This window comes from Myxococcus llanfairpwllgwyngyllgogerychwyrndrobwllllantysiliogogogochensis (genome assembly GCF_006636215.1).
In the GTDB taxonomy this organism is placed as follows: Bacteria; Myxococcota; Myxococcia; order Myxococcales; family Myxococcaceae; genus Myxococcus; species Myxococcus llanfairpwllgwyngyllgogerychwyrndrobwllllantysiliogogogochensis.
In genome coordinates, this window is sequence record NZ_VIFM01000066.1 from 1 (window position 1) to 24,792 (window position 24,792).

At 70.2% G+C, this 24,792-nt stretch carries 19 protein-coding genes; 7 read left to right on the top strand and 12 right to left on the bottom strand.

Annotated elements, in window-relative coordinates:
* The first annotated feature begins 252 nt into the window (after nucleotides 1-252).
* Nucleotides 253-1,191, top strand: a complete 939-nt coding sequence (locus FJV41_RS18185) for a hypothetical protein (RefSeq protein WP_141643773.1) — start codon at nucleotides 253-255, stop codon at nucleotides 1,189-1,191.
* A gap of 67 nt (nucleotides 1,192-1,258) precedes the next feature.
* Here FJV41_RS18185 and FJV41_RS18190 read toward each other — a convergent pair whose 3' ends face one another.
* The 9 genes from FJV41_RS18190 to FJV41_RS52330 are packed head-to-tail and all read right to left on the bottom strand — an operon-like array spanning nucleotide 1,259 to nucleotide 11,757.
* Entirely contained in the window at nucleotides 1,259-2,305 is a 1,047-nt protein-coding gene (locus FJV41_RS18190; protein ID WP_141643774.1) for an AAA family ATPase, read from the bottom strand.
* Nucleotides 2,302-5,574: a DUF8586 domain-containing protein gene (locus tag FJV41_RS18195; protein ID WP_141643775.1), complete on the bottom strand. Its 3,273-nt coding sequence runs from the start codon at nucleotides 5,572-5,574 to the stop codon at nucleotides 2,302-2,304. The genes FJV41_RS18190 and FJV41_RS18195 overlap by 4 nt, the downstream gene beginning before the upstream one ends.
* On the bottom strand, nucleotides 5,574-5,840 hold the full coding sequence (locus tag FJV41_RS18200) for a hypothetical protein (protein ID WP_141643776.1): 267 nt from the start codon (nucleotides 5,838-5,840) through the stop codon (nucleotides 5,574-5,576). The genes FJV41_RS18195 and FJV41_RS18200 overlap by 1 nt, the downstream gene beginning before the upstream one ends.
* Nucleotides 5,833-7,950, bottom strand: a complete 2,118-nt coding sequence (locus FJV41_RS18205) for an AAA family ATPase (protein WP_141643777.1) — start codon at nucleotides 7,948-7,950, stop codon at nucleotides 5,833-5,835. The genes FJV41_RS18200 and FJV41_RS18205 overlap by 8 nt, the downstream gene beginning before the upstream one ends.
* On the bottom strand, nucleotides 7,947-8,513 hold the full coding sequence (locus tag FJV41_RS18210) for a hypothetical protein (protein WP_141643778.1): 567 nt from the start codon (nucleotides 8,511-8,513) through the stop codon (nucleotides 7,947-7,949). The genes FJV41_RS18205 and FJV41_RS18210 overlap by 4 nt, the downstream gene beginning before the upstream one ends.
* Complete coding sequence (locus FJV41_RS18215; RefSeq protein WP_141643779.1) at nucleotides 8,510-9,595, bottom strand: hypothetical protein; 1,086 nt, start codon at nucleotides 9,593-9,595, stop codon at nucleotides 8,510-8,512. Before FJV41_RS18215 ends, FJV41_RS18210 begins: the two co-directional genes overlap by 4 nt.
* Nucleotides 9,592-10,200, bottom strand: a complete 609-nt coding sequence (locus FJV41_RS18220) for a 4Fe-4S single cluster domain-containing protein (RefSeq protein WP_141643780.1) — start codon at nucleotides 10,198-10,200, stop codon at nucleotides 9,592-9,594. Before FJV41_RS18220 ends, FJV41_RS18215 begins: the two co-directional genes overlap by 4 nt.
* A gap of 42 nt (nucleotides 10,201-10,242) precedes the next feature.
* Nucleotides 10,243-11,037: a DUF4126 domain-containing protein gene (locus tag FJV41_RS18225; protein WP_141643781.1), complete on the bottom strand. Its 795-nt coding sequence runs from the start codon at nucleotides 11,035-11,037 to the stop codon at nucleotides 10,243-10,245.
* A gap of 3 nt (nucleotides 11,038-11,040) precedes the next feature.
* Nucleotides 11,041-11,757 (bottom strand): hypothetical protein, encoded by a 717-nt coding sequence (locus FJV41_RS52330; protein ID WP_174455157.1) that lies wholly within the window; start codon nucleotides 11,755-11,757, stop codon nucleotides 11,041-11,043.
* 109 nt (nucleotides 11,758-11,866) lie between these two features.
* On the opposite strand from FJV41_RS52330, the gene FJV41_RS52335 reads away from it, so the two are divergent.
* Nucleotides 11,867-12,457, top strand: coding sequence for a GNAT family N-acetyltransferase (locus FJV41_RS52335; protein ID WP_181790741.1), 591 nt, complete (start codon nucleotides 11,867-11,869; stop codon nucleotides 12,455-12,457).
* A gap of 128 nt (nucleotides 12,458-12,585) precedes the next feature.
* Nucleotides 12,586-14,373, top strand: coding sequence for a sigma 54-interacting transcriptional regulator (locus FJV41_RS18240; RefSeq protein ID WP_181790743.1), 1,788 nt, complete (start codon nucleotides 12,586-12,588; stop codon nucleotides 14,371-14,373).
* Between the two features lie 12 nt (nucleotides 14,374-14,385).
* Here the strand turns inward: FJV41_RS18240 and FJV41_RS18245 are convergent, their stop codons facing one another.
* Entirely contained in the window at nucleotides 14,386-15,789 is a 1,404-nt protein-coding gene (locus FJV41_RS18245) for a hypothetical protein (protein ID WP_141643784.1), read from the bottom strand.
* 480 nt (nucleotides 15,790-16,269) lie between these two features.
* Between FJV41_RS18245 and FJV41_RS18250 the strand changes: the two genes are divergently transcribed.
* Nucleotides 16,270-17,088: a ThiF family adenylyltransferase gene (locus tag FJV41_RS18250; RefSeq protein ID WP_141643785.1), complete on the top strand. Its 819-nt coding sequence runs from the start codon at nucleotides 16,270-16,272 to the stop codon at nucleotides 17,086-17,088.
* Nucleotides 17,089-17,118: 30 nt separating this feature from the next.
* On the opposite strand, the gene FJV41_RS18255 is transcribed toward FJV41_RS18250, so the two are convergent.
* Entirely contained in the window at nucleotides 17,119-17,565 is a 447-nt protein-coding gene (locus FJV41_RS18255) for a DofA protein (RefSeq protein WP_141643786.1), read from the bottom strand.
* A 265-nt stretch (nucleotides 17,566-17,830) separates the two neighbouring features.
* A complete protein-coding gene (locus tag FJV41_RS18260; protein WP_306440890.1) occupies nucleotides 17,831-20,215 on the bottom strand; it encodes a penicillin acylase family protein in 2,385 nt (794 codons plus the stop codon).
* A 292-nt stretch (nucleotides 20,216-20,507) separates the two neighbouring features.
* Between FJV41_RS18260 and pssA the strand changes: the two genes are divergently transcribed.
* The 3 genes from pssA to FJV41_RS18275 all read left to right on the top strand — a co-directional run bounded on the left by pssA (nucleotide 20,508) and on the right by FJV41_RS18275 (nucleotide 24,792).
* On the top strand, nucleotides 20,508-21,152 hold the full coding sequence (gene pssA, locus FJV41_RS18265) for a CDP-diacylglycerol--serine O-phosphatidyltransferase (protein ID WP_141643788.1): 645 nt from the start codon (nucleotides 20,508-20,510) through the stop codon (nucleotides 21,150-21,152).
* Nucleotides 21,153-21,310: 158 nt separating this feature from the next.
* Nucleotides 21,311-24,265 carry a choice-of-anchor D domain-containing protein gene (locus tag FJV41_RS18270; protein WP_141643789.1) on the top strand — a complete coding sequence of 985 codons (2,955 nt, stop codon included), beginning with the start codon at nucleotides 21,311-21,313 and terminating at the stop codon, nucleotides 24,263-24,265.
* 182 nt (nucleotides 24,266-24,447) lie between these two features.
* A complete protein-coding gene (locus tag FJV41_RS18275; protein ID WP_217440163.1) occupies nucleotides 24,448-24,792 on the top strand; it encodes a hypothetical protein in 345 nt (114 codons plus the stop codon).

Below are 24,792 nucleotides of genomic sequence, written 5' to 3' on the forward strand. Positions count from 1 at the left end.
GTGGGGGTGTGGGGGTGTTCCGGAACTGGAGCCCTCTCCGCTGGAGTCGCAGCCGTTCCAGGTATCCACCCTGGCCTGTTCACCCGAGGGAGCGCGGCGGGTGAAGGTCGTCGTGCCGCCCGGGACGCCCCAGTCGCCGACGTTCACCTCCATGCCCACGGGCATCCGGGATGTGCAGGGTCCGCGGGCTCGGCTCTCTCCCAGTTCGCCTCCTACGGTACGTTCGTCACGTTCTTCCGCACCTGGCAGGTGATGGACCCGCCGAGGCTCCAGGTGGAGCTGTGGCGCACGGATGGCTCGGCCGAGGGGACGACGCAGCTCGTGAACCTCGGCGTCCTGAGTACCCTGTCGCCGAGCTACGTGCGGACCTCCAGCGCGCATCTGTTCTTCCTGTCCAGCCCGGAGCACGGCACCGCGCTGTGGCGCACGAATGGGACGTCCGGCGGTACGGTCTTCGTCAAGCGACTGGATGCCAACGTGGTACCCGTGGTCGATGTCGGAATCACCGAGGACGGGAGCACGGGACTCTTCACGCTCCGGGACGGGGTGAACACGGAGGTGTGGAAGTCGGACGGCACGGCCTCGGGCACGGTGCGGCTGGAGTCTTTCGGTCGTGAGATGCGGATGCTCGGCTCGCTGGGCGCGCACGTGTACCTGACGAACGCGGACCCGGTGACGCAGCGGATGGGGCTGTATCGCGTCGCGCAGGCGGGCGGAGGGAAGGCCACCGTCACCGTCCTGGAGAACCCCTACGCGGACCAGGAGGCTGCGTTCCCGTCTCTCCAGTCGTTCACCCGCTCGGGAGGAAAGCTGTACTTCGCCGTGGCCATCAGCACTCCGGGGCCCGCGTATCGCGTGGTGAAGTTGTGGGTGACGGATGGCACAGCCACGCAGACGCGCTCGATGCCTGGCTCGCTGAGCGTCTCCGACGAGTTCTCTTCGTCCGTCCATCCCATCGACGGCGGCGGGGTCATCTTCGCGGGAGCGGATTCGGCGGGCTCCTACACGAACCCCTGGGTGAGCTACGGCACCAACGCCACCACGGCGGAGGTGACGGCGACTCCGTCATTGGTGACGTCGTCGCCCGAACGCTTCGCTCGCGTCGGCGGCAGCATCTACTTCACCGCGATGGATGACACGGGCTGGTACCAGCTCTGGGCCGCGCCCGCCAACGTGTCCTGTACTCCGTAGCGACTGCTCGTGACACGGGGACCTGGACGCATGGCTCCAGGTCCTCGTGACGTTCAGCGGACGCGCATCACGTCAGGCCGAGCAGTCGAGGCACCTTCTCTTCGAGCAGGTCGATCTCCTCCCGCGTCTCTCCCAGGTAGGAGAGGAGCTGGAGGTCCTGCCGCTCCACCGCGCCGCCGTGGAAGATCCACGCGCGCGTGCGCAGCAGCCGGTAGAGCTTCACCAGCTTGCGGTCGCTGATGAACACGCCGTCCTCGCGCGTCAGCGTCTGCACCACGCGGCGGAACTCGCGCAGCAGCTCGTCGCGGAAGAACAGGTCACGGTCCTTCAGCTCTCTCCCGTCCGGCCCCATCTCCTTGCGCCCCATCATCAGCGTCAGGTAGCGGTGCGCCTTCAGGAGGTCTTCCAACGTCGCGTGTCCTTCCGCCCACGGCTTCTGGTTCAGCTCGCGGTGTGTCTGGGACTCCAGGCCGGAGTCGAGCAGCTCCAGGAAGTAGCGGTCCTGCACCGGGCGACACGCGGCCTTCAGGCAGAAGCGGTCCTTGAGCGCGCCCAGCTCCGCGTGCTCGGGCAGCTCGTTCGTCGCCGCGAAGAGCACCTTGAGCTTCACCGGCTGCGGCGCGCCGTCCTGATAGAACTTGCGCTCGTTGATGACCGTCAGCAGCGCATTGAGGATGGCCGAGCTCGCCTTGAACACCTCGTCCAGGAACACCAGCTTCGCGGTGGGCAGCTTGCCGCCCTCGCGCCGGATGTAGCGGCCCTGGCGCAGGAGGTTGATGTCGATGGGGCCCAGGACTTCGGACGGCTCGGTGAAGCGCGTCAGCAGGTATTCGAAGTAGTCCTCGTTGGGGATGCGCAGCGCTTCGCGGAACTTGAGGACCAGGTCCGACTTCGCCGTGCCCGGGGGGCCCACCAGGAGCAGCGGCTCCTGCGCCACCGCCGCCACGGTCATCAGGTCCACCAGCGTCTGCTTGCCCACGAAGTGTCGCCCCAGTCCCTGTCGGAACCGGTTGAGCCGCTCGCGCAGCCCCTGCGCCTCGCGTGACAGCGCGTCGAACGTCAGCGCGGAGATGGGGTCGGCGACGGGCTCCTCCCGTCGGGGAACACTGCTCATGTACGGTCCTCCAACTCCTGATGGATGCGTCGCCGCACCAAGAACTCATCCTCGTCCAACCAGCTTCGTGCCCGCTCGCTCGCGCCCTGCGCCACTTCCACATGACCCAGCACCAGCGCGTCCGCCAGCTCCACCACGGACAGACAGAAGTGGCTGTTGGTATTGAAGCTGTCCGTCACCGTGGCGAGCCCCTCCGACAGTCTCGCCAGTCCCGGCAGCGCGACGTTCGTCGGCGTATGCGCCAGTGCTCCCGCCAGACTTCGCGTCAGGGACATCCGCTCAGGGGGGGAGCCCTTCGCGGCGGCCAGCGCATCGAAGGCCATGTTGAACACCGGCAGCGCTTCGTCCACATGCCCGAGCATCGCCATTCCCGACGCGACACCCAGTCGCGCCGCCACGGGCGCCTTGGCCCGGGTGAGCAGACCTCGCGTCGCCGCCACCATCTCGCCCGTCTCGCGAGACAGGCCGACGCGACGCAGGCCGCGCAGGCTGGCCTCCAGGATGCCCGCGCCCCACGCGGGGGACTCCGGCGCAAGTCCGGCCAACACCAGCCGCAGCCGCCCCGCCAGTGACGTCGCGCGGTCCGCCCGGCCGAACAGCGCCGCCAGGGTAAGCGCGTCACCCAGGAGTTGGGCCTGGGACTCTCCCGGGAGCCCCTCCATCGCTGAGACGAGTTCATCCAGCAGCGGCAGCGCCCGCGCAGGGGCCAGCCGAGGCAACGTCTCCAGCAAGCCGCCGATGAGGCGCAGTCGCTCGGGTGCGGGCAGGCGGGCTCCCGTGGCGCGCCTCACCAACTGGACCACCTCGTGTGTCACCGTGGCCGCGTCGCGGATGTCTCGCAGCGCCGCGAACTCCTCGCCTCGCAGGTCGCGTGTCCCGCGTCCGAAGGCCCGGGCGGGGTCCAACCGTTCGCTGGGCTCCAACAGCGCGGAGGCCTGTCGCAGCCGGTCCACCTTGTAGCGCTGGAAGGTGGCCAGCGCGTTGAGCTCCGCGGAGATGTCCGTGGGCAGCGGAGTCTCCAGCGGCTCGCCCTCCAGCGCTTGCGCCACGCGTGCGCCATAGGCCCGCGACAGGAACCCATGGATGGGCTCCTTCGTGTCGAGCGCCGCCGTGGCCGAGGCCACCAGCGCCCGCGCGCGGTCCGCCTGTCCCAGCCTCGCGAGGCCACAGGCGAAGACGAGGCGGACATAGGCCTGGGTCAATTCGGCGGGCGCCTCCACGGAGGAGCGCCGACGCGCGGTGCGCTCGAAGCGGTCCAGCAGCGCGTCCAGTTGTGCCGCGAGCCGAGGCAGGGCCGACGCATCCGTGCCGCCCCGCAGGAAGCGCGGGACATCGCGCGAGAGGGAGAGCCCCCGCTGGAGCATCTCCAGCAGTCGGTCCCCCGTCCTCGCGAGGCTCAGCGGGTCGCCCCCCGCGAGCGTGTCCAGCGCGGCGCGCGAGAGCCACAGCGTGCGCACGTCGAGCGCGGTGTCGTGGCGATCCAACCAGCGCTGCAGCGCGGGCATATCCCCCGGTGGCGTCCGTGGAGACGTCAGCGCACCCAGGACGAGCCCGCTGGCGAAGCTGCGCACGTCGTCCTCGGAGGGCGTGGCGCGGGCCAGAAGTTCGGCCCGCGAGGCACCCGCGCGGGACTCCGCCTCCGCCCAGCGCACGGCCAGCTCCGTGGCTTCCGCGCCCGAGGTGTTCCAGAGCGCGCGTGTCCAGCACAGCGCCGCGTCGCGCCCTCGGCCGAGCTGACCATTCAGCTCCGCCATGTGAACCCAAAGCGCCTGTCGCTCGGGAGCATCGGCGGGAACATCCAGTTCGAGGAAGGACTTCTCCGCGACCGTGAGGGCTTCCTCGGCGGCACCGAGCTGCGCGGGTGTGAGTGGCTCCAGGAGGGTCCCCACGCCTCGGGACGACGAGCGCTTCGTCGTCGCTGGCTGCGCCGGCTCGACGGGCTCCGGCACGGGCGCCTGCCCTCGTCGCGTGCGGCGGGTGCTTCGTGTCGACGTGTTCGGGTCCTCGCTCTCCCCGGTGGGAGCGGGGCCCGCCGCACCGGGCATCCACTCGCCGTCCGCGGATTCGATGGCGCCGAAATCGAACGTGGCCCCCTTCACCCACGGCTCAAGGGCCGCGGCGGCGGTGTCCACCACGTAGTCCACCCAGGACTCGAGTGGCTGGAAGGCCTGCTCGGGGATTCGCTCCGCGCGGAAGCCGCCGGCGCCCGTGGGGTGCAACCAGGTGACGGTGTCCGGTACGGGTGCGAGGAGCGCGCGCAGCCGGTCTCTGCGCACGGGCGGCTCCAGCAGGCCGTCACAGGGCAGATAGAGGTCCGCGAGCTGGGGTAGCGGCGAATAGGCCATGGCGGACAGGCCCAGCTCCGGTGGCCGCTCGCGGCCATGCCGTGCTCGCAGGATGATGCACGGCGCGTCGGCGGGCCCGGTCACCGCGAAGCGAAGCTGCGCGAGCAAGGCTTCCGGCAACGTGTGGACCAGCGACTCGACCTGCGCCACGGCGTTCTCGCGCAGCACCCAGAGACTCGCGGCCTCCGTGCGCGCGGCCCGAGTGAGCCTCATGTGGACGGAGAGCCGGCCCGGCGCGGCCGAGGGCGTCCAGTCCTCCGCGGGCTCGGGGAGCCGCAGGTCCGTGAGCTGATACAGGTCCGTCCACGGCCCGTCCGGCGCCGTCAGCCACGGGCCTTCGCCGGGAATGAGCAGCACGGTGCCAGGCGCGGGCAGGAGCGTGCGCGCGAGCGGATGCACGTGGCCCAGCTCCACCCAGACGGAAGTCTGCCCAGGCACCGCGGGCACGAAGGCTCGCAGGCCCCCCGCGCGGTCCATCGCTCCGGTGAGCGTGAAGTAGGGCGGGGCGGAGGCGCGCAGCAGGGCGCGCTGACCCTTCTTCTTCTCGGCGAAGCAGACCTCCTGGCGGTCACACCCGAGGCGCAGCAGCTCGCCCGCGAGCGACAACAGCCCGTCGCCATCCACGGGCAGGAACAACACCGCGCCCAGGGGCGCGCTCTCGACGGGGACCCGACGCGGGGCCAGCAGCTCCGCCCAGCACAGCACGGAGTCCTCCGCGCGAGGTGCCTTCGCGTCGGCCTCGATGCCGAAAGTCGCCAGCTCCGCGAGCACGGCCTTCGACAAGGGCGCCTGGGACGTGACGTGGAGCACACCCTCGGCGGACCGACGGTAGCGGGCCGGCGTGGCCTGGACTTCGGGAGGGACGAGGCGGGAGGTCAGCGCGAGGTGGAGCGCTTCCTCGGTGGGAAACACGAGCGTGGACATCAGGCCTTCTGGCTCACCTTCTCGACGGTGCTCTCAGACGTGGACTCGGGCTGGGCGGCCTGACCGGACGGGGTGTCTCGCTGGACGATGATGCGGCCCACCTCAGAGGCCTTGAGCGCGCCCCCGGCGATGAGCTGGTCCACGAGGCGACGGTGCTCCTCCTCGTGCTCCATGGGAAGCGCGTCGGAGTCGCTCTCGTACTGGATGACGATGTCCTTGCGACCCGTCTGGGGATTCACCAGGAGACGGAGGATGAGACTAGCCATGGGCCGGCTCCTTCTGCGACGCCAGCGTGGGCGCCAGGTGGACGAATGCCTCGCGGTCCAGCACCTTGCGCTCGAGCAACAAGTCCCGAAGCGCGATGAGGCGAGTCTTCTCCCGGTGGAGGATGTCGCGGGCCCGGGCGCGCTGCACCTCCAGCACCTCCTGCACAGCGGCCTCCAGCGTGCCGCGTGTCGCATCGGAGAGCGCATGCCGTTCCGCGTCCCGTCCCGGGGCGTCGAACCGGCGCACGGGAATTCCGTCGCCACCCATGCCGAGCATCTCCACCAGCTCGCGGGCAATCTCGGTGGCGCGCTCCAGGTCATGGGCGCTGCCGATGGACAGGTCCTCCAGGAGCAACGCCTCCGCCTCGCGTCCGCCAAAAAGCATGCAGATGCTGTCCAGCAACTGGCTGCGCGTGACGACGTAGCGATGCGCGGGGTCCGCGTACTGCACGAAGCCGAGCATGCCGGCCAGGTCTCCGCGAATGCTGATGCGGTCGATGGCGGGAGCGCTGGGACAGAACAGCGCGCACACGGCGTGGCCGGCCTCGTGAGTGGCCACGACCTTCTCCTCGGCGGACGTGAGCTCCGGCCGGTCCAGGAAGTCCGTGAGGGCCTTCTCCACGTCCACCGGCTCGGTGGGGGTCTGCGTTGCATCCCTCAGCCGACGCCGGGCCAGGGCCCGACACAGCGCCTGGATGTGGTCACCGGAGAAGCGCGTGCCCGTGCCCTCGACGCGGTCTCCGGTGCGCTTCACCGCGTAGTCGAGCGCCCGCTCCGTCATGCCCAGGGCCAGCTTCTTGTCGTAGATGGACAGGATGGCCCGGCGGTCCGTGCTGTTGGGGTAGGGGATGCAGAGCTGGAACTCGAAGCGGCCCGGACGCAGCAGCGCGGGGTCCAGCGACTCCACGAAGTTGGTGGTGCCCACCACGAAGACGAGCTCCTCCTTGCGGAAGCCGTCCATCTCCGTGAGGAGCTGGTTCACCATGGAGTGTTCCACGCCGGAGCCCGTGTACGTGCCGCGCGCCGCAGCGAAGGAGTCCAGCTCGTCGAAGATGATGATGCTGGGCGCGGCCTGACGGGCGCGGATGAAGATCTGCCGGAGGTTCTCCTCGCTCTCGCCCACCCAGCGGCTCTTCAGCTCCGGGCCGCTCACCACCAGCACCGCGGCGCCCAGCGACGAGGCCATCGCCTTGGCGAAGAGCGTCTTGCCGGTGCCCGGCGGGCCCCAGAAAATCATCCCCCGGGGCAGCAGGCCCTCCACGCGCTTCACCGCCTCCGGGTCCGACAGCGTCTCCTTGTGCGCGAGCACGTCGAGAATCTCTCGCTGGAGGCGCTCCTTCACCTTCGCGTAGCCGCCAATCTCCGTGTGCAGGTCAATCTCCGGCACGTTGAGCGAGCCGCTCAGTGTGGCCGAGCGGAGCTGCGCGAAGGCGGGCCTCGCGTCGCTGGGATAGTCCTCGCCGGTGATGGCCCCGAGCAACCGCCGCAGTCGCACGGCATTCACGCCGGACACGTGCTTGTAGAGCGAGTAGGGCTGGAGGCCCCGGCCGAACTTGCGACACTCGCGCTGAGTGACGAGGTAGCGCAGCCGCTCGCGACTGACGCCGAGGATGCTCTCCTTGTGGGGGAACAGGTTCTCGATGACCCGTGGCAGCGGGAACGACGGGTCCTTGAAGCCCACCCAGAGCATCTCCGGGTTTTCATACAGCAGCGGAATCACCTCGCGCGCCTCGGACGTGAGGCCGCCGCTGCTGGTGGTGAGCAGGTCGAGATGGGGCAGCACGACGATGCGCTCGCGCACCGCGCCTCGCACCGCGTCGCGCAACTGGCCGATGAGCGTGGCCATCATGCTGGGCGCGGGCATTCCGGGTGGTGGCTCCGCGGCGGCGCGGCCATCCAGGTAGAGGAACTGCTTGCCGTCCTTCTTCAACCTGTCCCGCAGGCACTTGTAGAAGTACGGCGTCAGCTCCTTGTCCGCCTCCACCATCACCGGGAGGCCTCGCAGCAGCGCCTCGCACAGGCGTCCCAGCTCGGCGGGATACGCGGCCTCCACCGCGGCGAAGGGCGTCAGCTCCGTGGGGAGGGACTCCTCGGGGATGCGCTGACTCATACGCGAACCTTGATGGTGAGCGAGCCCGTGGCCGCGTCTTCGTGAATCTCCTCCACCGTGCCCAGCTGCGACGCGCGCACCTTGAGGGCCTCGCCCGTCACCTTGTTGGCGATGGAGTCCAGCTCCGACTTGAGGTCCCTGAGCCGTCCTTCAAGCCGCCGGGTGATATCCTCGCGCAGCGACTCGGTGGCGTCCTGGGTCTGGTCCTCCAGCTTCGCCCGCGCCTTCTCCCGCGCGAGCTTCTTCGTCGCCTCGGATCCGTCCGGGGTGTGGGAGAGGACCTCGCCCGTCGCCCTCAGCTCCACCGACGCTTCGTCCGACAACGTGACGCTCACCTCGCCGGTGGTGACGTCCACGGCCACGCGCACGCCGTCGGCCTCGACGCGCACCGCCACGTCGCCCTCTTGCGTGAAGCCTCGGTTCGCCAGCTCCGAGGCGAGCAGGCCCGCCGTCTCCTCGCGAGACAGCAAGGGCAACAGCTCCAGCTTGGAGCACACGCCGTCCTCGGCCTGGACGATGCGGTTGAGGGATTCGGAGACGGAGATTCGATAGGCGCGGCTCATGGGGCGCTCTCGGAGGAAGGGAGGGGAAGGGTATCCGGAATCGTTTCGACGGGAGCCGCCAGGTCCGTGGTCAGCTCACGCTCCCGGTCCGAGGCGAGGCGGAAGCCGGGCTCACCGAAGGACGCCCAGGCGGAGAGCAGCAACTGCGCGCCCTCGTAGCCGTCGTCGAAGAAGCGCACCGCGCGGTGCTCGGCATCCCAGCGCGCCATCCGTCCGAGTGCGCGCAGGCTCGCTCCCGCCGCCCGGCGTGCCTGGGCCTTCACGCTCAGCGATGCGCGAGGAGACAGGTTGGACACCCATCGCGACGCGGGCTGGTCGACCAGGGGCCGCAGCGCCTCCAGCACGAAGCCCGCCAGGTCCCTGCGGCCCGCGCGGTCCACCGCGTCGAGAAACCCGTCCAGCACCTGCTCCTGCGCGGTGCCCAGGTCGACCAATTGCTTGGGCTCGATGAGCCGCGCTTTGCTCTCTTCCAGTCGGCGCCAGCGAAGGGCGAGCTCGTCCTGGAGCGCCTCCAGCAGCCAGCCTCCCTCCGCGAGCAGCGGCGCGAAGCCTTCCGCGTCCACGCGTCCGAGCGAGGCGCCGAACAGGTCCGGAAACCCGAGCCGACAGAGGATGGAGCGCTGGAACTGGGGCTGCAGGGCGATCGACAGAGCGCAGGGTGTGCCCGCCACCAGTCGACAGCACAGGTAGAGGAACAGCTCGTCGGCGAGCGTCGGAGGCGCGTCTACATCCAGGGGCCTGTGGCCGAAAATCGCGAGCGGCTGTTCCACGAGCCAGCGCAGGGTGTGGAAGCAGAGGACGGAGAAGCGCAGCGCGGGAGGACCGTGTCGTTCCCACAGGCGCGAGGGGCTTGACTCGGAGGACAGGTGACGTCGCTGGCGTGCCCCACCGCAGCGGGCCAGCGCGAGGACGGTGCCCTTGGCCAACGTGTCACGCAGCGAGCGCAGGGCGCCGGGACTCAGTCGCGCGGGCGTGGTGTGGCGCGCACGAAGCAGGTCCTCGACGGGCGCGTACTGCCCCAGGCCCATGATGGCGCGCGCGAGCGTGAGCAGCGAGTGCTCGGAAGGCGAGACGCGGGTCATGGACGGAGGCGGTCCGCGAGGTCTGGCCAGCCGTTGATGATGAGCCGGCCTTCGACGAGGTGCAGCTCCGCCGTATTGGGCGCGGTGAACGTCGGGTCTTCCGGCGAGTAGCGCGGGGTGAGGAAGTGCATGACCTGGTTGCTGGAGCCAATCCACCGCCGGCGCGTCTCCGGCTGGTCCTTCTCGTAGCGCCCATCCACCAGCAGGTCCAGGCTGGCGAGCAACCGCTCGACGTCCGGGTTCGTCTGGGCCTTCAGCTCCGCGAGCGTGTAGCCGCTGAAGACCATGGTGCTGAGACCGCCCGCGCGCAGCCGCTCACAGAGGTCCGCGGCGGGGCCGGGCTGCGCGAAGGGCTCGCCCCCGAGCAGCGAGAAGCCCTCGATGCCGGGCGTCGCGAGCACCCGGGCCGCGAGCGACTCCACCGTCACGACGGTGCCACGCTCCATCGCGAACATCTCCGGGTTGCAGCACCCGGGGCAGCGCAGCGGACACCCCTGGAGCCAGAGTGCGAAGCGGCGCCCGGGGCCCTCCGCCTCGGTGCGGGGAACCTGCTGTGCGACCCGGAGCACCGGGCCAGGAGAAGACGCGTCCGCGGTCGAAGACATGGGAGCCGTCCGCAGCATGCCAGGAACGGCGGGGACCGCCCATCATCCCAGCCGGGAAGGGGCCTTGCCGCCGTCGCGCTGGATGCCTGGTTCCATGCGCGGAGCGCTGGAGTTCCCGGACCCGAGCGCCCCGCGAAGCGCGTCCCGCATCCGCCCCCCGAGCCGCAGGTCCACGGCCTTGGCCACGGGCACGTCCGCGCGGCACCTGGGGCAGCGCGAGGCCTCCTCGCGAATCTTCGCCCCGCACCCGGCGGGACACGCGCGGCGCGAGCGCGCTTCCAGTCGATAGGCGACCAGTCCCGCCGCGCCGCAGGCCAGGGTGAACAGGAGCACGAGCGCCAGCGACAGTGGCGCCCAGAGGATGGCCACCGCCGCCAGCCCCAGGCCGAAGACGTCCTCGGTGCGCAGGAGCCACCGCCGGGGATGCAGCACCTCCGTCTCGAGCTGGTCCACGCGCGTATGCACCCACTGGCGCACCGACAGCGTCGCGACGGCGACGAAGGCGCCCACCGCGCCCACGGCCCAGGGAGGAAGCTGCTCCGTCCCCACGCCCATTGATGCGAGCGCCACCGTGGCGCCGCTGCCCGCGCTCAACGCGAACTGCGCCAGGCCCAGCACCATGCGCAGGTCACTGTCGCGCTGCGTGTACATCTCGAACGCGAGCAGCGCGACGAAGGCCCCGAGCGCTTGCGGCGTCGCGAGCCACCCGAGCTCCGGCGGCAGCGACAGGTATTGGTAGTGCGCGGCGAGCGCGAGCAGCAGCAGGCTGCCTCCCGCGCGCGTTCCCGAGGCTCCACTCAGGCCGATGACTTGGGAGGCGAGGGCGAAGGAGAGCATGGCTCAGCTCCCTCCCATCGGCGCGGCGAGGAAGCCCTGCACGAGCCCCAGTGACTGGAGCACGTACAACACCAGCAGCACCGACGCGGCGGTGAAGGCCAGCAGCATCAACATCCAGCCCACCAGCAGGCCCATCTCCCAGAAGGCGACGGCGACACCGCGCGCCTCGCGCTCGGTCTGCCATGCGAGATAGCGGCGCGCGAAGAGGCCAGCGAGCGCGACTTCGCCCGCGCTCAGCGCGACCTTGACCAGCGCGCCGAAGCCGGGAATCAGCGTGAGGAGTTCGAGCACGAGGATGGACAGCGCCACGAAGCAGCCGGCGGCCAGGCGCAGCGTCCACCGGGAGACCAGCCGACGCTGGGGCGTGAGCAGTTGGAGCGCGGGAGTCACCAGCGTCACGCGCAGCCACACCAGCGCGGCGACCAGCAGCAGGGACGTGAGCAGGGGCACCCAACTGGCGACCAGCGCGGCGAGCGCCACCACCGCGACGGCGATGCCCAGCCGCACCGTGGCCCGCTCGGAGGCGAGTCGGTGGAGGACCTCTCGGTCCGTGGCGCTGGGCAGCGTCTGTTCGTCGCACCGGGGACAGGGGCGACCGCGCAGCGCCGTCCCTCCAGGAATCCGCTCGGCACACCGGCGACAGCGTCCGCTCAACAGCAGCGCGAGCTCATGCTCCTCGCTCCGAGCGCTCCGAGCATTCGCGGTCATCGTCAAAGGCATCGTCCCCCTCATCGAAGTGGCCACATCATGCCCCGAGCGTGCGGGCGAGTCAGGTACCGTCAGGCCCTGCGTCACGGGCTCCCACTCGTCGTTCGCGAAGGACCTTCTCATGCGATTCCAGCCGGTCCAGTTGATGCTACGTGACGGTCGCCCCGGCCTCGTCCGGGAGGCGGTGCGAGAGGATGGGCCGGCGCTGTTCGAGCTGGAGCGAGCGATTGTCCAGGCCCGTCAAGGCATCGTGAAGCACCCGGAGGAGCTGCCCGTGGACGCGGCCACCTTCACGGCCCAACGCGATGGCGCGGGGCTGCACCGGCAGGATGGCACCGCGTTCCCCCTGGTCGTGACGGACTCGCACGGAGCGCTGCTGGGGGAAGCCTCCATCCTGCGCCTCTCCTATCGGATGCTGCGTCACGTGGGCGTGCTGGGCATCGGCGTGCATCCTTCGGCACAGGGGATGGGCGTCGGCCGGGCCTTGATGGACCACCTGCTCACCTGGGTCCGCGCCCACCGCGACCCGGACGGTGGCGCCGTCACCCGAGTGGAACTCTGCGCTCGGGCCGACAACCCGAGGGCCCTCGCGCTCTATCTCTCCCAGGGCTTCGTCCTCGAGGGCACCCGTCGCGCCTTCCTCCGCCTCGATGACGGCTCCTACGTCGATGATGTCCTCATGGGCCTGTTGCTCCACGTCCCAGGGCCCTGAGTCGACTCAAACCCGCTGGTTTGCCCGTAGACAGATTTCGCCAGGGCCAAGGGGAGTGGACGGTGAAGGATCTTCTGGCGCCGCAATTTCCCAGCAAGGCTTCATTGGTGCAGTAGACTGCGAGGGTCATGACGCGGCCTGTGTCCGCCTACGCCCCTCGAAGCGAACGCAAGCCGTTGTACGTGAAGGTGGTGACGCAGCCCGCCCTTCCGGGGTGCTGGGCCGTCAACATCAGCGAGACGGGCATCGGCCTCATCGCCACGCCGCGAGGGCCCCAGGAGGGGCCGCGCGAGGGCGAGTCCGTGGAGCTGTCATTCTCCCTGCCGGACTCGAACGAGCACATCCGCGCGAGAGGCGACGTGCGCTGGCGGCACGAGTCGGGTGGCGCGGTGACGGCGCTCGGCGTCTTCTTCCACTCCTTCGAGGGCTCCGACGGGGTGAAGCTGGCGCGCTACCTGACGACGGCGCGGCTCCAGGTGGTGGTGGTGTTCGCGAGCGAAGAGGAGGCGCGGGATATCCGCGCGGCGCTGGAGGGGCAGGCCGTGCCGCACTTCGCCGCCAGCGCGGAGGAGGCGCATGCGCTGCTGGCGCGCGGTGACGCGGCGGCGCTGCTCGTCTGTGGCCAGGAGGAGGCGCGGGCCCTGACGCTGGTGGAGGGCCTGGCCACGGCGAGCACGGACGTGGAGCTGTCGGGCGCCGTGCCTCCTTCGGACCTGGCCTCGCGCATCATCTACTGCGCGCCCGCGGCGCCGGAGCGACTGGTGGCGCTGTTCAACGCGGGCCTCGTCTTCCGGGCGCTCGGGGAGTCACCCTCGCGCGAGGCCGTGAGGCAGGCGGTGCTCCAGGCCGGACGCGAGCGCGGCGTGCGCACCGAGCAGTGGCGGATGACGTTGGAGCTGGAGCGCAACCTGCTGCGCGAGCGGGCGCTGTCCCAGGCGCGGCCGACGGAGCCGGGCGGGCGGGGCGAGGAGGAAGTGGGCCTGCGCAGCGCGGCCATGCAGCGGGTGATGGAGATGGTGCGCCAGGTGGCGCCCCACCGCGTGGCGGTGCTGCTCCAGGGCGAGACGGGCACGGGCAAGGAGGTGCTGGCGCGCATCGTCCACCGCCTCAGTGGCCGGGGAGAGCTGCCGCTGGTGGTGCAGGACTGCGGCGCGCTCACGGAGACGCTGCTGGAGAGCGAGCTGTTCGGCCACGTGAAGGGCGCCTTCACCAACGCGGTGGCGGACCATCCGGGGCTGTTCGTCCTGGCCAACGGCGGCACCATCTTCCTGGACGAAATCGAGAACACGACGCCCAACCTCCAGGCGAAGCTCTTGCGCGTGCTGGAGACGGGCGATGTCCGTCCGGTGGGTGGCACCCAGGTGCGGCATGTGGACGTGCGCGTCCTGGCCGCGAGCAACAAGGACCTGGGAGAGGAGGTGCGCGCCGGACGCTTCCGCTCGGACCTCTTCTATCGCCTCAACAGCTTCACCATCGACATCCCCCCGCTGCGCGAGAGGCCCGAGGACGTGCCGGAGCTGGCGCGCTACTTCCTGCACGTGTTCAACCGGGTCTTGCGCCGCTCGGCCAGCGGCATGTCCCAGGACGTGGAGGACATGCTGCGCTCCTACCCGTGGCCGGGCAACGTGCGCGAACTGCGCAACGTGCTGGAGCGCGCCGTGCTGCTGTCGCGTCCGGGGGAGGTGGTGTCGCGCCGGTTGCTGCCGCCCTCGCTCGTGACAGTGTCCCCGGCGCGCAACGAGCTGGCGGGAGATGGCTCGCTGCGCGCGCGGCTGGAGCGGGTGGAGCGCGAGCTCATCCGCGAGGCCCTGGAGCGCCATGGCGGGGTGCTGCGGCGCGCGGCCGTGGCGCTGGGCATGGACCCCGTGACGCTGGGCCGCAGGGCCCGGCGCCACGGTCTCTGGAAGTCGGACTGAGTCCGGCTGTCGCTAGTGGGCGCGCACCCACTGGAGGATGGGTTGCCACACGCGCTGCGGGGCGGTGTCCGCGAGGAACAGGTCCGCGTGCCCGAAGTCGAGCGCGCGCGCGGCCGTCGGCAGGTCGCGAACGACGAGTGACGAGACGTCCTGGCTGCCGAGCAGCGTCGTGGAGTGAACGCCGTACTCACCCACGCCGCCGCCCGCGCCCACGTAGAGCACCGGCACCGTCACGCGCTGGAGGTGGTCGTCGTAGGGCACGTCCAGTCCACACGTCCACGCGTCCGACTCCACGACTTCGTTGAGGCTCTGGTAGGGCGCCGCGCGCTGGGCGTACTCGTAGAGGTAGGGCTCGGAGGTGTACGTCATGCTGCCCGGCAGGCCCGTCGCGTCGGGGATGCCCGCCATCAGGTGGTAGCCCGGGGTGAGGGCCGGCAGCGGCGCCAGCAGCGCGCCCGTGGCCGCCGCGGAGACGATGGCGGCACGGCGGTTGGTGGGCCGGCCGGTGCCAGGGCCGAAGACGTCATCCGGCAGCAGCGGGGAGGGCGCGTCCGGGGCCGTGGCCGCCAACAGGCCGATGTACTGGAGGGTGATGCCGGGCGCGGGGCCCAGGAGGCCACCCTCCGTGACGCCCGCGTCGCGCCGGGCCTTCAGCGCGGTGTGACGCTCACACGCCCATGCCTGCTGCTGCGCGAACTGGGGCGCGTGGCGCACCGCCATGTCCACGGGGATGAAGCCGTCCACCTGTCGCAGCAGCCGGGGCAGCCGCGCCTCCGAGTTGAGATAGGCGAAGGCGACCATCGCGCCCCGGCTCCACGCGAGCAGGTGCATCGAACCCACGTTGCCGCCCGCGAGCCGCAGCGTCCGCGCCAGCAGCAGGCCCGTGCCCACGTCCTTCGCGTGCGTGCCCAGGTTCCACCCCGCCATGAAGCCGAAGTCCTGCGTCCCCGCGGGCACCCCGACCCAGCGCATGTCGATGCCCCACACGTCCACGTTCTCCTGGGCCAGATAGGCCGCGATGGAGTGGTTCGCCGGCACATGCGCGGACCCCACGCTGGAGAGGAAGGCCGCGTCGAAACCCCACGCATCGCCATGCACCAGGAACACCGCCCGGTTCGCCCTGGCGGGCACCCACGGCGCGCGCTCCTTCACCACGCGGTGCACGGTGACGGTGTCATGCGCTCCGGGACCCACCTGGAGCTCGAACCGGTAGTGCGCGACGTCGCCGAACACCGGCTCGCGCGAAGCCCACCGGGTGGAGGCGCCGCTGGCGACACCTTCCAGCGAGGAGACGCCGGAGACCAGCGCCTCCGTCGCGCTGTCGCGTAAGTCTTCTGGGGTTGAGGGCGTCTCGGAAATTCCACAACCCAGCGACAGGAATGTCAGACAAACAGAAAGGCTGAACCACGAACGCATAGAGACCTCGAGTCGAAGAAGAAGGGTTCGGGGGACGCTGCGTGTTGACGGGTCGAAGCTCCCCCGTGCCGTGTCACCCGCAGAGCAGAATTCAAGCCAGGCAATGAACACGCGAAAGCCTTGGAGTGCCTTCTATCTCTGGACTTCACGCTTGCTGTCCACTGTGAAGCAACCGTCTGACATGCCCTGGTGGGTGTGGTTCCGGTGACCCGCTTCACGACTGAAGCAGGGGCATCACGGGTGTGGCTTCCAAGGGGCACGCGGCGGTGCGGGCTTGCCGGACCGAATCACGCGATGGAAGACGTCTGGAGTGCCCTGCGGCGGACAACGTCCTTCGGGGAGGGGGAGTGCTGAACACCTGGGTGTTCGCCACCCTCCCGGGTCCGAAAATCGAGGACCACATCCACAGCTCCCGGCGGGGCGGAGGACGGCGCGCGCGACGAGCACCTCGGCGCCTCGTGGGGAGAAAGTGGAGGCGTCATGGTGGAGCCCCGTTTCGAGCGCAACCTGGGCGTCATCGGTCCGGAGGTGATGGAGCGGCTGGCCCGCACGCACGTCCTGGTCGCGGGAGTGGGAGGCGCCGGAGGCCAGTGCGCGGTGGACCTGGCGCGGCTGGGGCTGGGGTGCCTGACGCTGGCGGACTTCGACACCTACGAGCGGCACAACATGAACCGGCAGGCGGGGTGCTTCGAGAGCACGCTCGGCCAGTCCAAGGTGGAGGTGGTGGGGCGCATGTGCCTGGACATCCACCCGGAGCTGCGGCTGCGGCGCGTGGGGGCGGGCATCACCGAGGCCAACGTGGAGGACGTGCTGTCGGGGGGCGAGGGCCTGCCGCCAGTGGACTACGTGGTGGAGGTCATCGACATCGCGGGCGCGGGGGCGAAGCAGGCACTGCACCGCGCATGTCGTGAGCGCGGCGTGCCGGCGATGACGGGGCTGATGCTGGGGTTTGGCGCCGCGTTGCATGTCTTCCAACCGGATGCGCCGCTGTACGAGCAGCTCTACATCCTCCCGGATGGCCGCGTGGACCTGCCGGCCATCATTCCCCACCTGGGGAGCTACCTGTCACAGGACGCGATGGACGCGTGCTTCGAGGGTCGAGGCCACGCCCCCACGTGCGTCGTCGGAGCGACGACGGCCGCGGGGATGATGGTGAGCGAGCTGATGCGCGGGGTGATGCTCGGCGCGCGCGCGATGGTGTCGTGGCCGGAGTACCTCTACGTGGACCTGTTCGACCACCACTACGTGCGGGCCGCCGTCAGGCCCACGAAGCTGCCGGCGCGTCAGCCCATGTCGTGAGGACGGCGGGCCGACGCGCCCTCGCCCGTCTCACACCACGCCGCGCTTGCGCGCCTCCTCGATGACCTTCGAGCCGTCCACGCCCAGACTGTCGGAGAGCAGCGGGGCCACCTGCTCGGCGCGCTGGTGGACGCGCTGGAGCGTCTCGTCGTGGGTGCGCGTGACGATGTTGATGCCGGCGATGATGACGCGCTGGAGGTTGTACTGGAGGTCGTTGCCCTCGACGATGGCGTGAATCTGGGTGAAGAGCGGTCGCGCGTCGGACTGGAAGGCGGAGAGGTTGTTGCGCTGCTCGCTGTTGGGCACCGCGGACCTGGACGACAGGCTCGCCACCAGCACGAGGGGCGGCTTGAGCCGCTCATGCGTTTCGCGCATCTGCTGGAACACCGCTTGGATGTCCTCCCGGTTGGGGGGAGCCTCCCAGCGCAGGAAGAAGACCCTGTCGATGATGGCTGTCTTGTAGACGGGTGTCGTCATGGCGAACCGCCGCTCCTTCGCAGAACCGTTGCCCCCGGGGCCGTTTCACCGCGTGACGCCATGCGGTGCCGGGCGGTCTGCCAGGGCATCCTGGGTTCGCATCGCCGGAGCGGTAGCCTCCCGACAGGGCGGGCATCGCCGGGCGGACAGAGGACTTCCCTTCCGGGGCCCCAAGTGTCCGCGCGAAAGCAAAAAGCCCCCGCCGGAGCAGGGGCTTGGGACTGCTCGGGGCTCCCCTTCGTGAGAGGGGGAGCCCCGGAGGACGTCAGTTGCCGGAGATCTTCTTCTCCTCCACCTTGGTGGCGGCGATGGCCTCCTCGGTGAAGACGATGGGCCGCCACTGCTTGTTGGAGAACAGCTCCGTCTGGTCGGAGAAGTACGGCGAGTTCTTGTCGCTGGACTCGCTGTAGGTCAGCACCGCGCGGCCATTCACGCCCGTGTCGGTGAACTCCATGGCCATGATGAAGCTGCTGCCGTTGTTGATGACGTAGCCGGTGTTGGTGAGGTTGGTGCGGGAGTTGAGCAGCTGCGTGCCGCGCACCGCGCTGAAGTCGGAGTCGGGCGTGGTGGACTTGAGCGTGCCCCACGAGACGACGTTCGCAGTGCCGTCGTAGGAGCCGCCGCCGTGGATGGGGATCTTCTTGCCGTCCACGCGGGTGGTGTACTGCGAGTCACCCAGCGGCGCGTCCACGGGGATGCCGGCGACCTGGAGGCGGTACACCGCCGCGGCCAGGGCGAGCATCGTCGGGTCGGTGCCCGCCGCCGGCTCGGCGGCCAGCGTGTTCGGCGTGGCGATGGGCTGGGCCACGTTGAACGGGTTGGCGAACAGCGTGCCCGTGCCGCCGTTGGACAGGGCGCCCATGCTGAAGTGGCCGCTGAACTCGCGCCACAGGGCCGCGCCCCTGCTGCCCACGTCGTAGCGCAGGTCCCACGTGGCCAGCGCCGCGCAGCCCTGGCGGATGTCCACGAGCGTGGTGTTGTACTGCACCGTCGTCTTGCCCGTGCAGCGCGCGACGAGCTGATCCCTCAGCAGCTCCGCCGTCATGCCGCGGTTGCCGAGGATGGCGTTCTCCAGCTCCGCCACGGTGAACTTGTAGTCGGAGCCGGACGCGCCGTTCTCCTCCGTGAGCAGGACGGCGTTCATGCGCGTGCGCGGCGTCTGGCCCACGCCTTCCAGGCCGTGCAGGGGCGAGAAGCCCGTGAGGGGCTGGCTCGGGTTGGCCAGCCAGTAGCTGTCGTTCGCGTTGAAGACGAAGTCGCGGCGGGCCAGCTTCGGAACCCCGCTGAAGGGCACGAGGCCCGGCCCGCGGGCGCCCGCGGCGTCACGCCACTCGTTCTCCGGGTTGCTGCCGTCGAGGAGCACCAGGCCCATGCTCTGCCAGATGGCGGTGGTCGCCGGGTCCAGGCCGCTGGAGGCCGCGCGCCACGTGCCGATGGCCGTGGCCGTGAGGTTGGGGGTGGGCGTCGCGTCCGTGTACCAGACGTTGCCGGCCCGGTCCGCCGCCATGGTGTTGACCCAGGGGATGCCCTGGACGTTGGCGTAGACGTTCTGGAACTCCTCCAGGCTCTTGGCCCGGTTCATTCCGACGAACTGGGTGACGAGCTGGGTGTTGTCCAGGTTGGTGTCGCGGAAGCTGAGCACCGACTGCGTGGTCCACGGGGCGGTGCCGGGGATGACGATGACCGGGCCGTAGTGGCTGCTGTAGAAGCGCTGGGTGATGTTGGTCAGCGAGCCCTCCGGCAGCCGCACCAGGATGGTGATGTCGCGGGCGGTCATGTCCCGCTCCTCGGTGCCGTACTTGTAGCGGGTGGGGTTGCCCGGCACGAGCTGGAGCCCGTAGAGCGTCATGCGCTGGCCCGAGGAGAACGTGTGCGTCCAGGCCACGTTGTCGTTGAAGCCGATGAGCACCGCGGGCACGCCCAGCAGGCCCACGCCGTACACGTTGAGCTGGCCGGGCACGGTGAGCTGGCTCTCCCAGAGCTTCAGCTCGCCTTCCCAGGGGAAGTGCGGGTTGGCCACCACCATGCCGTGGCCCGACGCGGAGCGGTCCGCGCCAATGGCCCAGCCGTTGCTGCCGACCTGGCTGAAGTCCGGACGCTCCACCTTGAAGCTGCCCGGCACCGGACGGCCCTCGGAGCCCGCGCCCGGGATGGGGGGCGAGGCCGCGGCGATGGCGAGGATGAGCTGGTAGGCGCTGCCCGCCAGGCCCACGCTGATGTCATAGGCCAGGAGGTCCACGCCCTGGATGGGCTTGACCCAGGGGGCGTTGGTGCAGGGCGCGGGGAGCTCCGCCGCCGGCGTCTCCGACAGGTACTTGTTGAAGCCCGCCGCGTAGCCGTTGAACATCTCCTGGATGTCCGCCGGCAGGGTGGGGAAGGCCGCCTGGGCCTTCTCCTGGAGCTGGAGGACGCGGTAGCCGAAGTCGCTGCCCGCGTAGGTGTTGCCGGGGCCCGCCCCCAGGTAGCGCGCGCGCTCACCGCGGACCTTGAGGATCTGGTCCGACAGGATGCAGACATGGTCCTTGGCGAACGCGTAGCCCTGTCCGTAGGACAGGCTGCCCATGTCATTGGCGATGATGTGAGGGATTCCGTGCGCCGTGCGCCGGATGGTGGCCTCGTACTTCGGAGGGCCTTCCACGGGTGGCGTCACCGGGCCTCCGTCATCATCCTCACCACATGCGGTGGCGAAGGCGAGACTCAGGCCGGCGAGAAGGGGGAGGTGCCAGCGGGAGCGCCCGGACTTCCAGGTCGCCCCCCGCGAAGAGGACACGGATTGGTTTGGAGGCATGGATGGGCGCGAGCGTAGGAAGGGGCTGATCCACACGTCAAAAGTTTTCTGAGGTTTGACTTTTCCTGGGAGCCTGGAGTCAGACGCACTGCGGCAAGAAACGCGGCAGTGAGGGACGGGCAGTGAGGATTCACTGTGCTAGGAGAACGCGGATATGACGACCGAGCAGCCGCGTGCCCGCCGCCCACGCCGCCACTTCTCGATGATTCGCACCTTCGTGCTCGCCGACTTCGTGACGCTCGGCAACGGCTTCGCGGGCGCGGGGACCATCCTCGCCGCGATGCAGTACCTGGCCACGTGGCGCGTGGGCTTCCTGTGGGTGGCCTTCGCGTTGATGCCGGTGGCGTTGGTGATGGACGTCCTGGACGGGCGCATCGCCCGGTGGCGCTACAAGAAGTCGCCGCTGGGGGCGGACCTGGACTCCCTGGCGGACGTCATCTCCTTCGGCATGGCGCCCGCCGCGCTGGCCTTCGCGGTGGGGATGCGGGGGGCGCTGGACGTGGCGGTGCTCCTGTACTTCGTGGCGTGTGGCATCAGCCGGCTGGCGCGCTTCAACGTCACGTCGGCGGAGCTGGCGGACGCGACGGGGAAGGTGAAGTACTTCGAGGGCACGCCCATCCCCACCAGCCTCGCGCTGGTGATGGTGCTGGCGGCGGCCACGTGGATGGGCCGCATTGGCGACACGCTGCTGGGGGGCGCGTGGGACGTGGGGCCGGTGGTGTTGCATCCGCTGGTGCTGCTGTACGCGGCCAGCGGCAGCGCGATGATCAGCAAGACGCTGCGAATCCCGAAGATTTGAAAGTGAACGGGGCGAGGCCCCCTGACACCGGGATTGTCCTTCGTGGGTGGTTGCCCGCCCATGGGTGGGTGCCTAGTTTCGCCAACTGATCCGCTCCAGCGCCTCGTTTGAGGCTGTGGACGGACCTGGGCGATGGGCGTGGGGAAGGGGTGGAGGCCATGACGGGGCGCTGGGGCATTTGGGCCCTCGCGGTGTTGGGGCTGGTGGCTGCGGGGTGTGCGGATCGCGAACGGTCGTCCCTCGCGGACGGGCGTCTGACGGCGACCCCGGGTGGGATGGACTTCGAGAAGGTCGCCCTCTTCGATGCGCGCGAGACGGAAATCTCGCTGCGCAACGTGGGGCGGGCCCCCGTCGATGTGAACGAGGTCTGGGTGGAGGGTCCTGAAGGGGCCTACCGGGCGGAGTTCACCCATGAGGGACCCCACAGCCTGGCGCCAGGCAGTGCGTGTGCCCTGCGCGTGCGCTTCGCGCCCATGATGGCGGGCGGCCAGGGGGCGATGCTGGTGGTGCGCTCCGACACGCGCATCGAACCGCTGTTGCGCATCCCCCTGACCGGCCTGGGCATCGACGCGTGGGCGCGGGTGTCGCCCCGGGTGCTGGACTTCGGGCGCATCGAGGCGGACTCGACGAAGACGCTGGCGCTGACGTTGGAGAACCCCACGGAGCTGCCGGTGGAGGTGACACCCCGCCTGGTCGGCGCGGACCGCGACGAGTTCGTGGCGGGGCCCATGGTCGTCGCCCCGGGCGGCCGCGCGGAGCTGTCCTTGACGTTCAACCCCGTGCGCGTGGGCCGCAAGCAGGTGGTGCTGGCGGTGACGCCGTGCCGGGGCTGCGCGGACGTGCCGGTGCAACTGATGGCGGAGGCGCTGGAGCAGGCGGTGGTGGCGGAGCCGCCGGTGTTGGACTTCGCGGCGGTGCCGGTGGACCGCGACGCCATCCGCGAGTCGCGCATCCGCAACATCAGCACCGAGCCGATGACGGTGACCTCGCTGACGCTCGACGGGCTGGACGCTTCCTACTCGCAGGCGAACGCGGGCTTCCCGCTGGTGCTCCAGCCGGGCGAGGTGCGCGGCTTCAACATTCGCTACAGCCCCGGCCACATGGGCCCCGCGGAGGACATGGCCCGCTATCACGTGGTGAGCAAGCGGCACCCCACCACGGACGTGAAGCTCAAGGGCTTCGGCGGCGCGGCGGAGCTGTGCGTGTCCCCGGTGACGTACGACTTCGGCAAGCAGCCGCTGGGCTCGAAGACGCGCGTCATCGTCAACGTGAAGAACTGCGGCTCCTCCAACGCGGGCGCGCTCACGCTGGAGACGCTGGCGTGGCAGCCGGACCCTTCCGGCGCGCCCCAGTTCAACCACACCCCGCTGGCCATGCCGTACACGCTGCAGCCGGGGCAGGAGGTCAACATCCCCGTCTTCTACGAGCCCACGCGTCCGGGCTCGTCCGCGGGTGTGCTGGTGATGACGACGAACGCGTACTCGGCGGCGACCGTGGAGCTGGACTTCCAGGGCGAGGCGGAGGAGCACGCGCCCTGCGACCTCACGGTGACGCCGCTCGCGGTGGACTTCGGCACGGTGCCTCCGGGCCGGGGCGCGGTGCTGGGCGTGAAGTTGGAGAACAAGGGCACGGACCTGTGCCCGGTGAAGAACATCCGGCTGCGCGACAATGGCGGCGGCAGCTTCCGCATGCCGGGCGGGGACCTCTTCGGCGTCATCATCTATCCGGGTGACTGGTTCAGCTTCCAGGTGGCCTTCCAGGCACCCCATGCGGGCGGAGACTTCACGGGCATGCTCCAGGTGGAGCAGATGGACCCGGCGAATCCCGTCATCCTCGTGCCGCTGCTGGCCCACTCGCAGGCGACGTGTCTGATGGCGTCGCCCTGGTACGTGGACTGGGGCGTGGCGCGGCGCGACTGTCCTCCCGAGCCGCGCGAGGTGAACTACCTCAACGCGTGCACCATGCCCGTGTCGGTTTCCAACGTGTGGATTGGCCCTGGCACCACGGATGGCGAGTTCACCGTGGGCGGCGTGCCCGCGCCCTTGCCCTTCACGCTGCAGCCGGGCGAGGCCTTCACGGTCGACCTGGACTACGCCGCGCAGGTGTACGGGATGAACCTGTCGCCGCTCTTCGTGAGCTCGTCCGATTTGCCGGCGCCGCTGCTGGTGCCGCTCATCGGCGAGTCCTCCAAGCGCGTGGACAAGACGGACACCTTCACCCAGCAGGACGTGAGCAAGGTGGACGTCCTCTTCGTCGTGGACAACACCGCGTCCATGGTGGAGGAGCACCCGCGTCTGGTGTCCGCCATCCCCTCGTTCGTGGACGCGGCGCTCGCCAAAAAGGTGGACATGCACGTGGCCGTCACCACGACGGGTATCACGGCGGTGTCGGGGACGTGCCCCGGCGGCGCGCAGGGCGGCGAGGCGGGACGCTTCTTCCCGGTCAACAACGCCCGGCCCCGCATCCTCACCAACGGCATGGCGAACCTGACGGCGCTGCTCCAGCAGAACGTGCAGGTGGGGCAGTGCGCCCAGGTGGAGCAGGGCTTCGAGGCGATGCGCCGCGCGCTGTCTCCGCCGCTGGTGAACACCGCGGATGACCCGCGCACGCCCGTGCCGCAGGACGGCAACCTGGGCTTCCTGCGCGACTCGGCGGCGCTGGTCGTCGTCTTCGTGGGTGACGAGGACGACCACTCGCCGGACGCGGTGGACACCTACGTGCAGTGGGCGCAGCAGCGAAAGGGGCAGAACCAGCCGCAGCGCGCGACGTTCTACGCCATTGCCCCCACGGCGACGGCGTGTGGCACCGCGGGCGGCTCCGGCACGCGCTACGCGGAGGCGACGGCGCGCACCGGCGGCGAGGTGATGAACGTGTGCGCGGCCAACTACGGGCCCCTCCTGGCCGCCGTGGCGAACAAGGCCTTCTCCGCGCAGGACCGCTTCCCGCTCAGCGACGCGCCGGAGCCGGGCAGCGTCACGGTGACGGTGGACGGCGCCCCGGTGACGACGGGCTGGCGCTACGACGCCCCCACCAACAGCGTCATCTTCGCCAACGTGCCGGCGCCGGGCGCCAAGGTGGCCATCTCCTACCGTCGCTCATGCGACGCGGGCTGAAGCGGGGGAGCAGGCTCGATGTGTGAGCCAGTCGAAGGGCCGGTCATCCGGCCCTCGACGTTCATGTCGGTCCCGGGTGCTACAGGTCTGCTTCCGCCTGTGCGGATGACCAGAAAATTGGAGGGCTCCTCACGGTGTGTACCCTGAGGTCGTACCCGCGCCCGCCGAGGAGGCACCCGGTGATGTCCCCAGACTCCGAAAACACGAAGACGACGAGCGCGGGTCGCGCTTCCCCGGCGCGCGCCCCGGGCCTGCGGGTCATCCAGGGTGAGGGCCGCCGACAGCAAGAGCCGCTCGCTTCCCGGGACGCCGTGGCCCGCGCGCTGATGGAGGCCGGCGCGGACATGCTGCTCCGCCGGATTACTCCGGCTCGAGCCCAGGAAATCGAGCGTAAGGTGGACCGGGTCCTGGACCTGTTCGACCGGGTGGACGCGGCGCCGGTGCTGATGCCGGTGCTCAAGCGGCACCTGGACGAGTTGGAGGCGCTGATGCGGGAGTCGCGCGAGGTCCGTGCCGCTCGGAGGTAA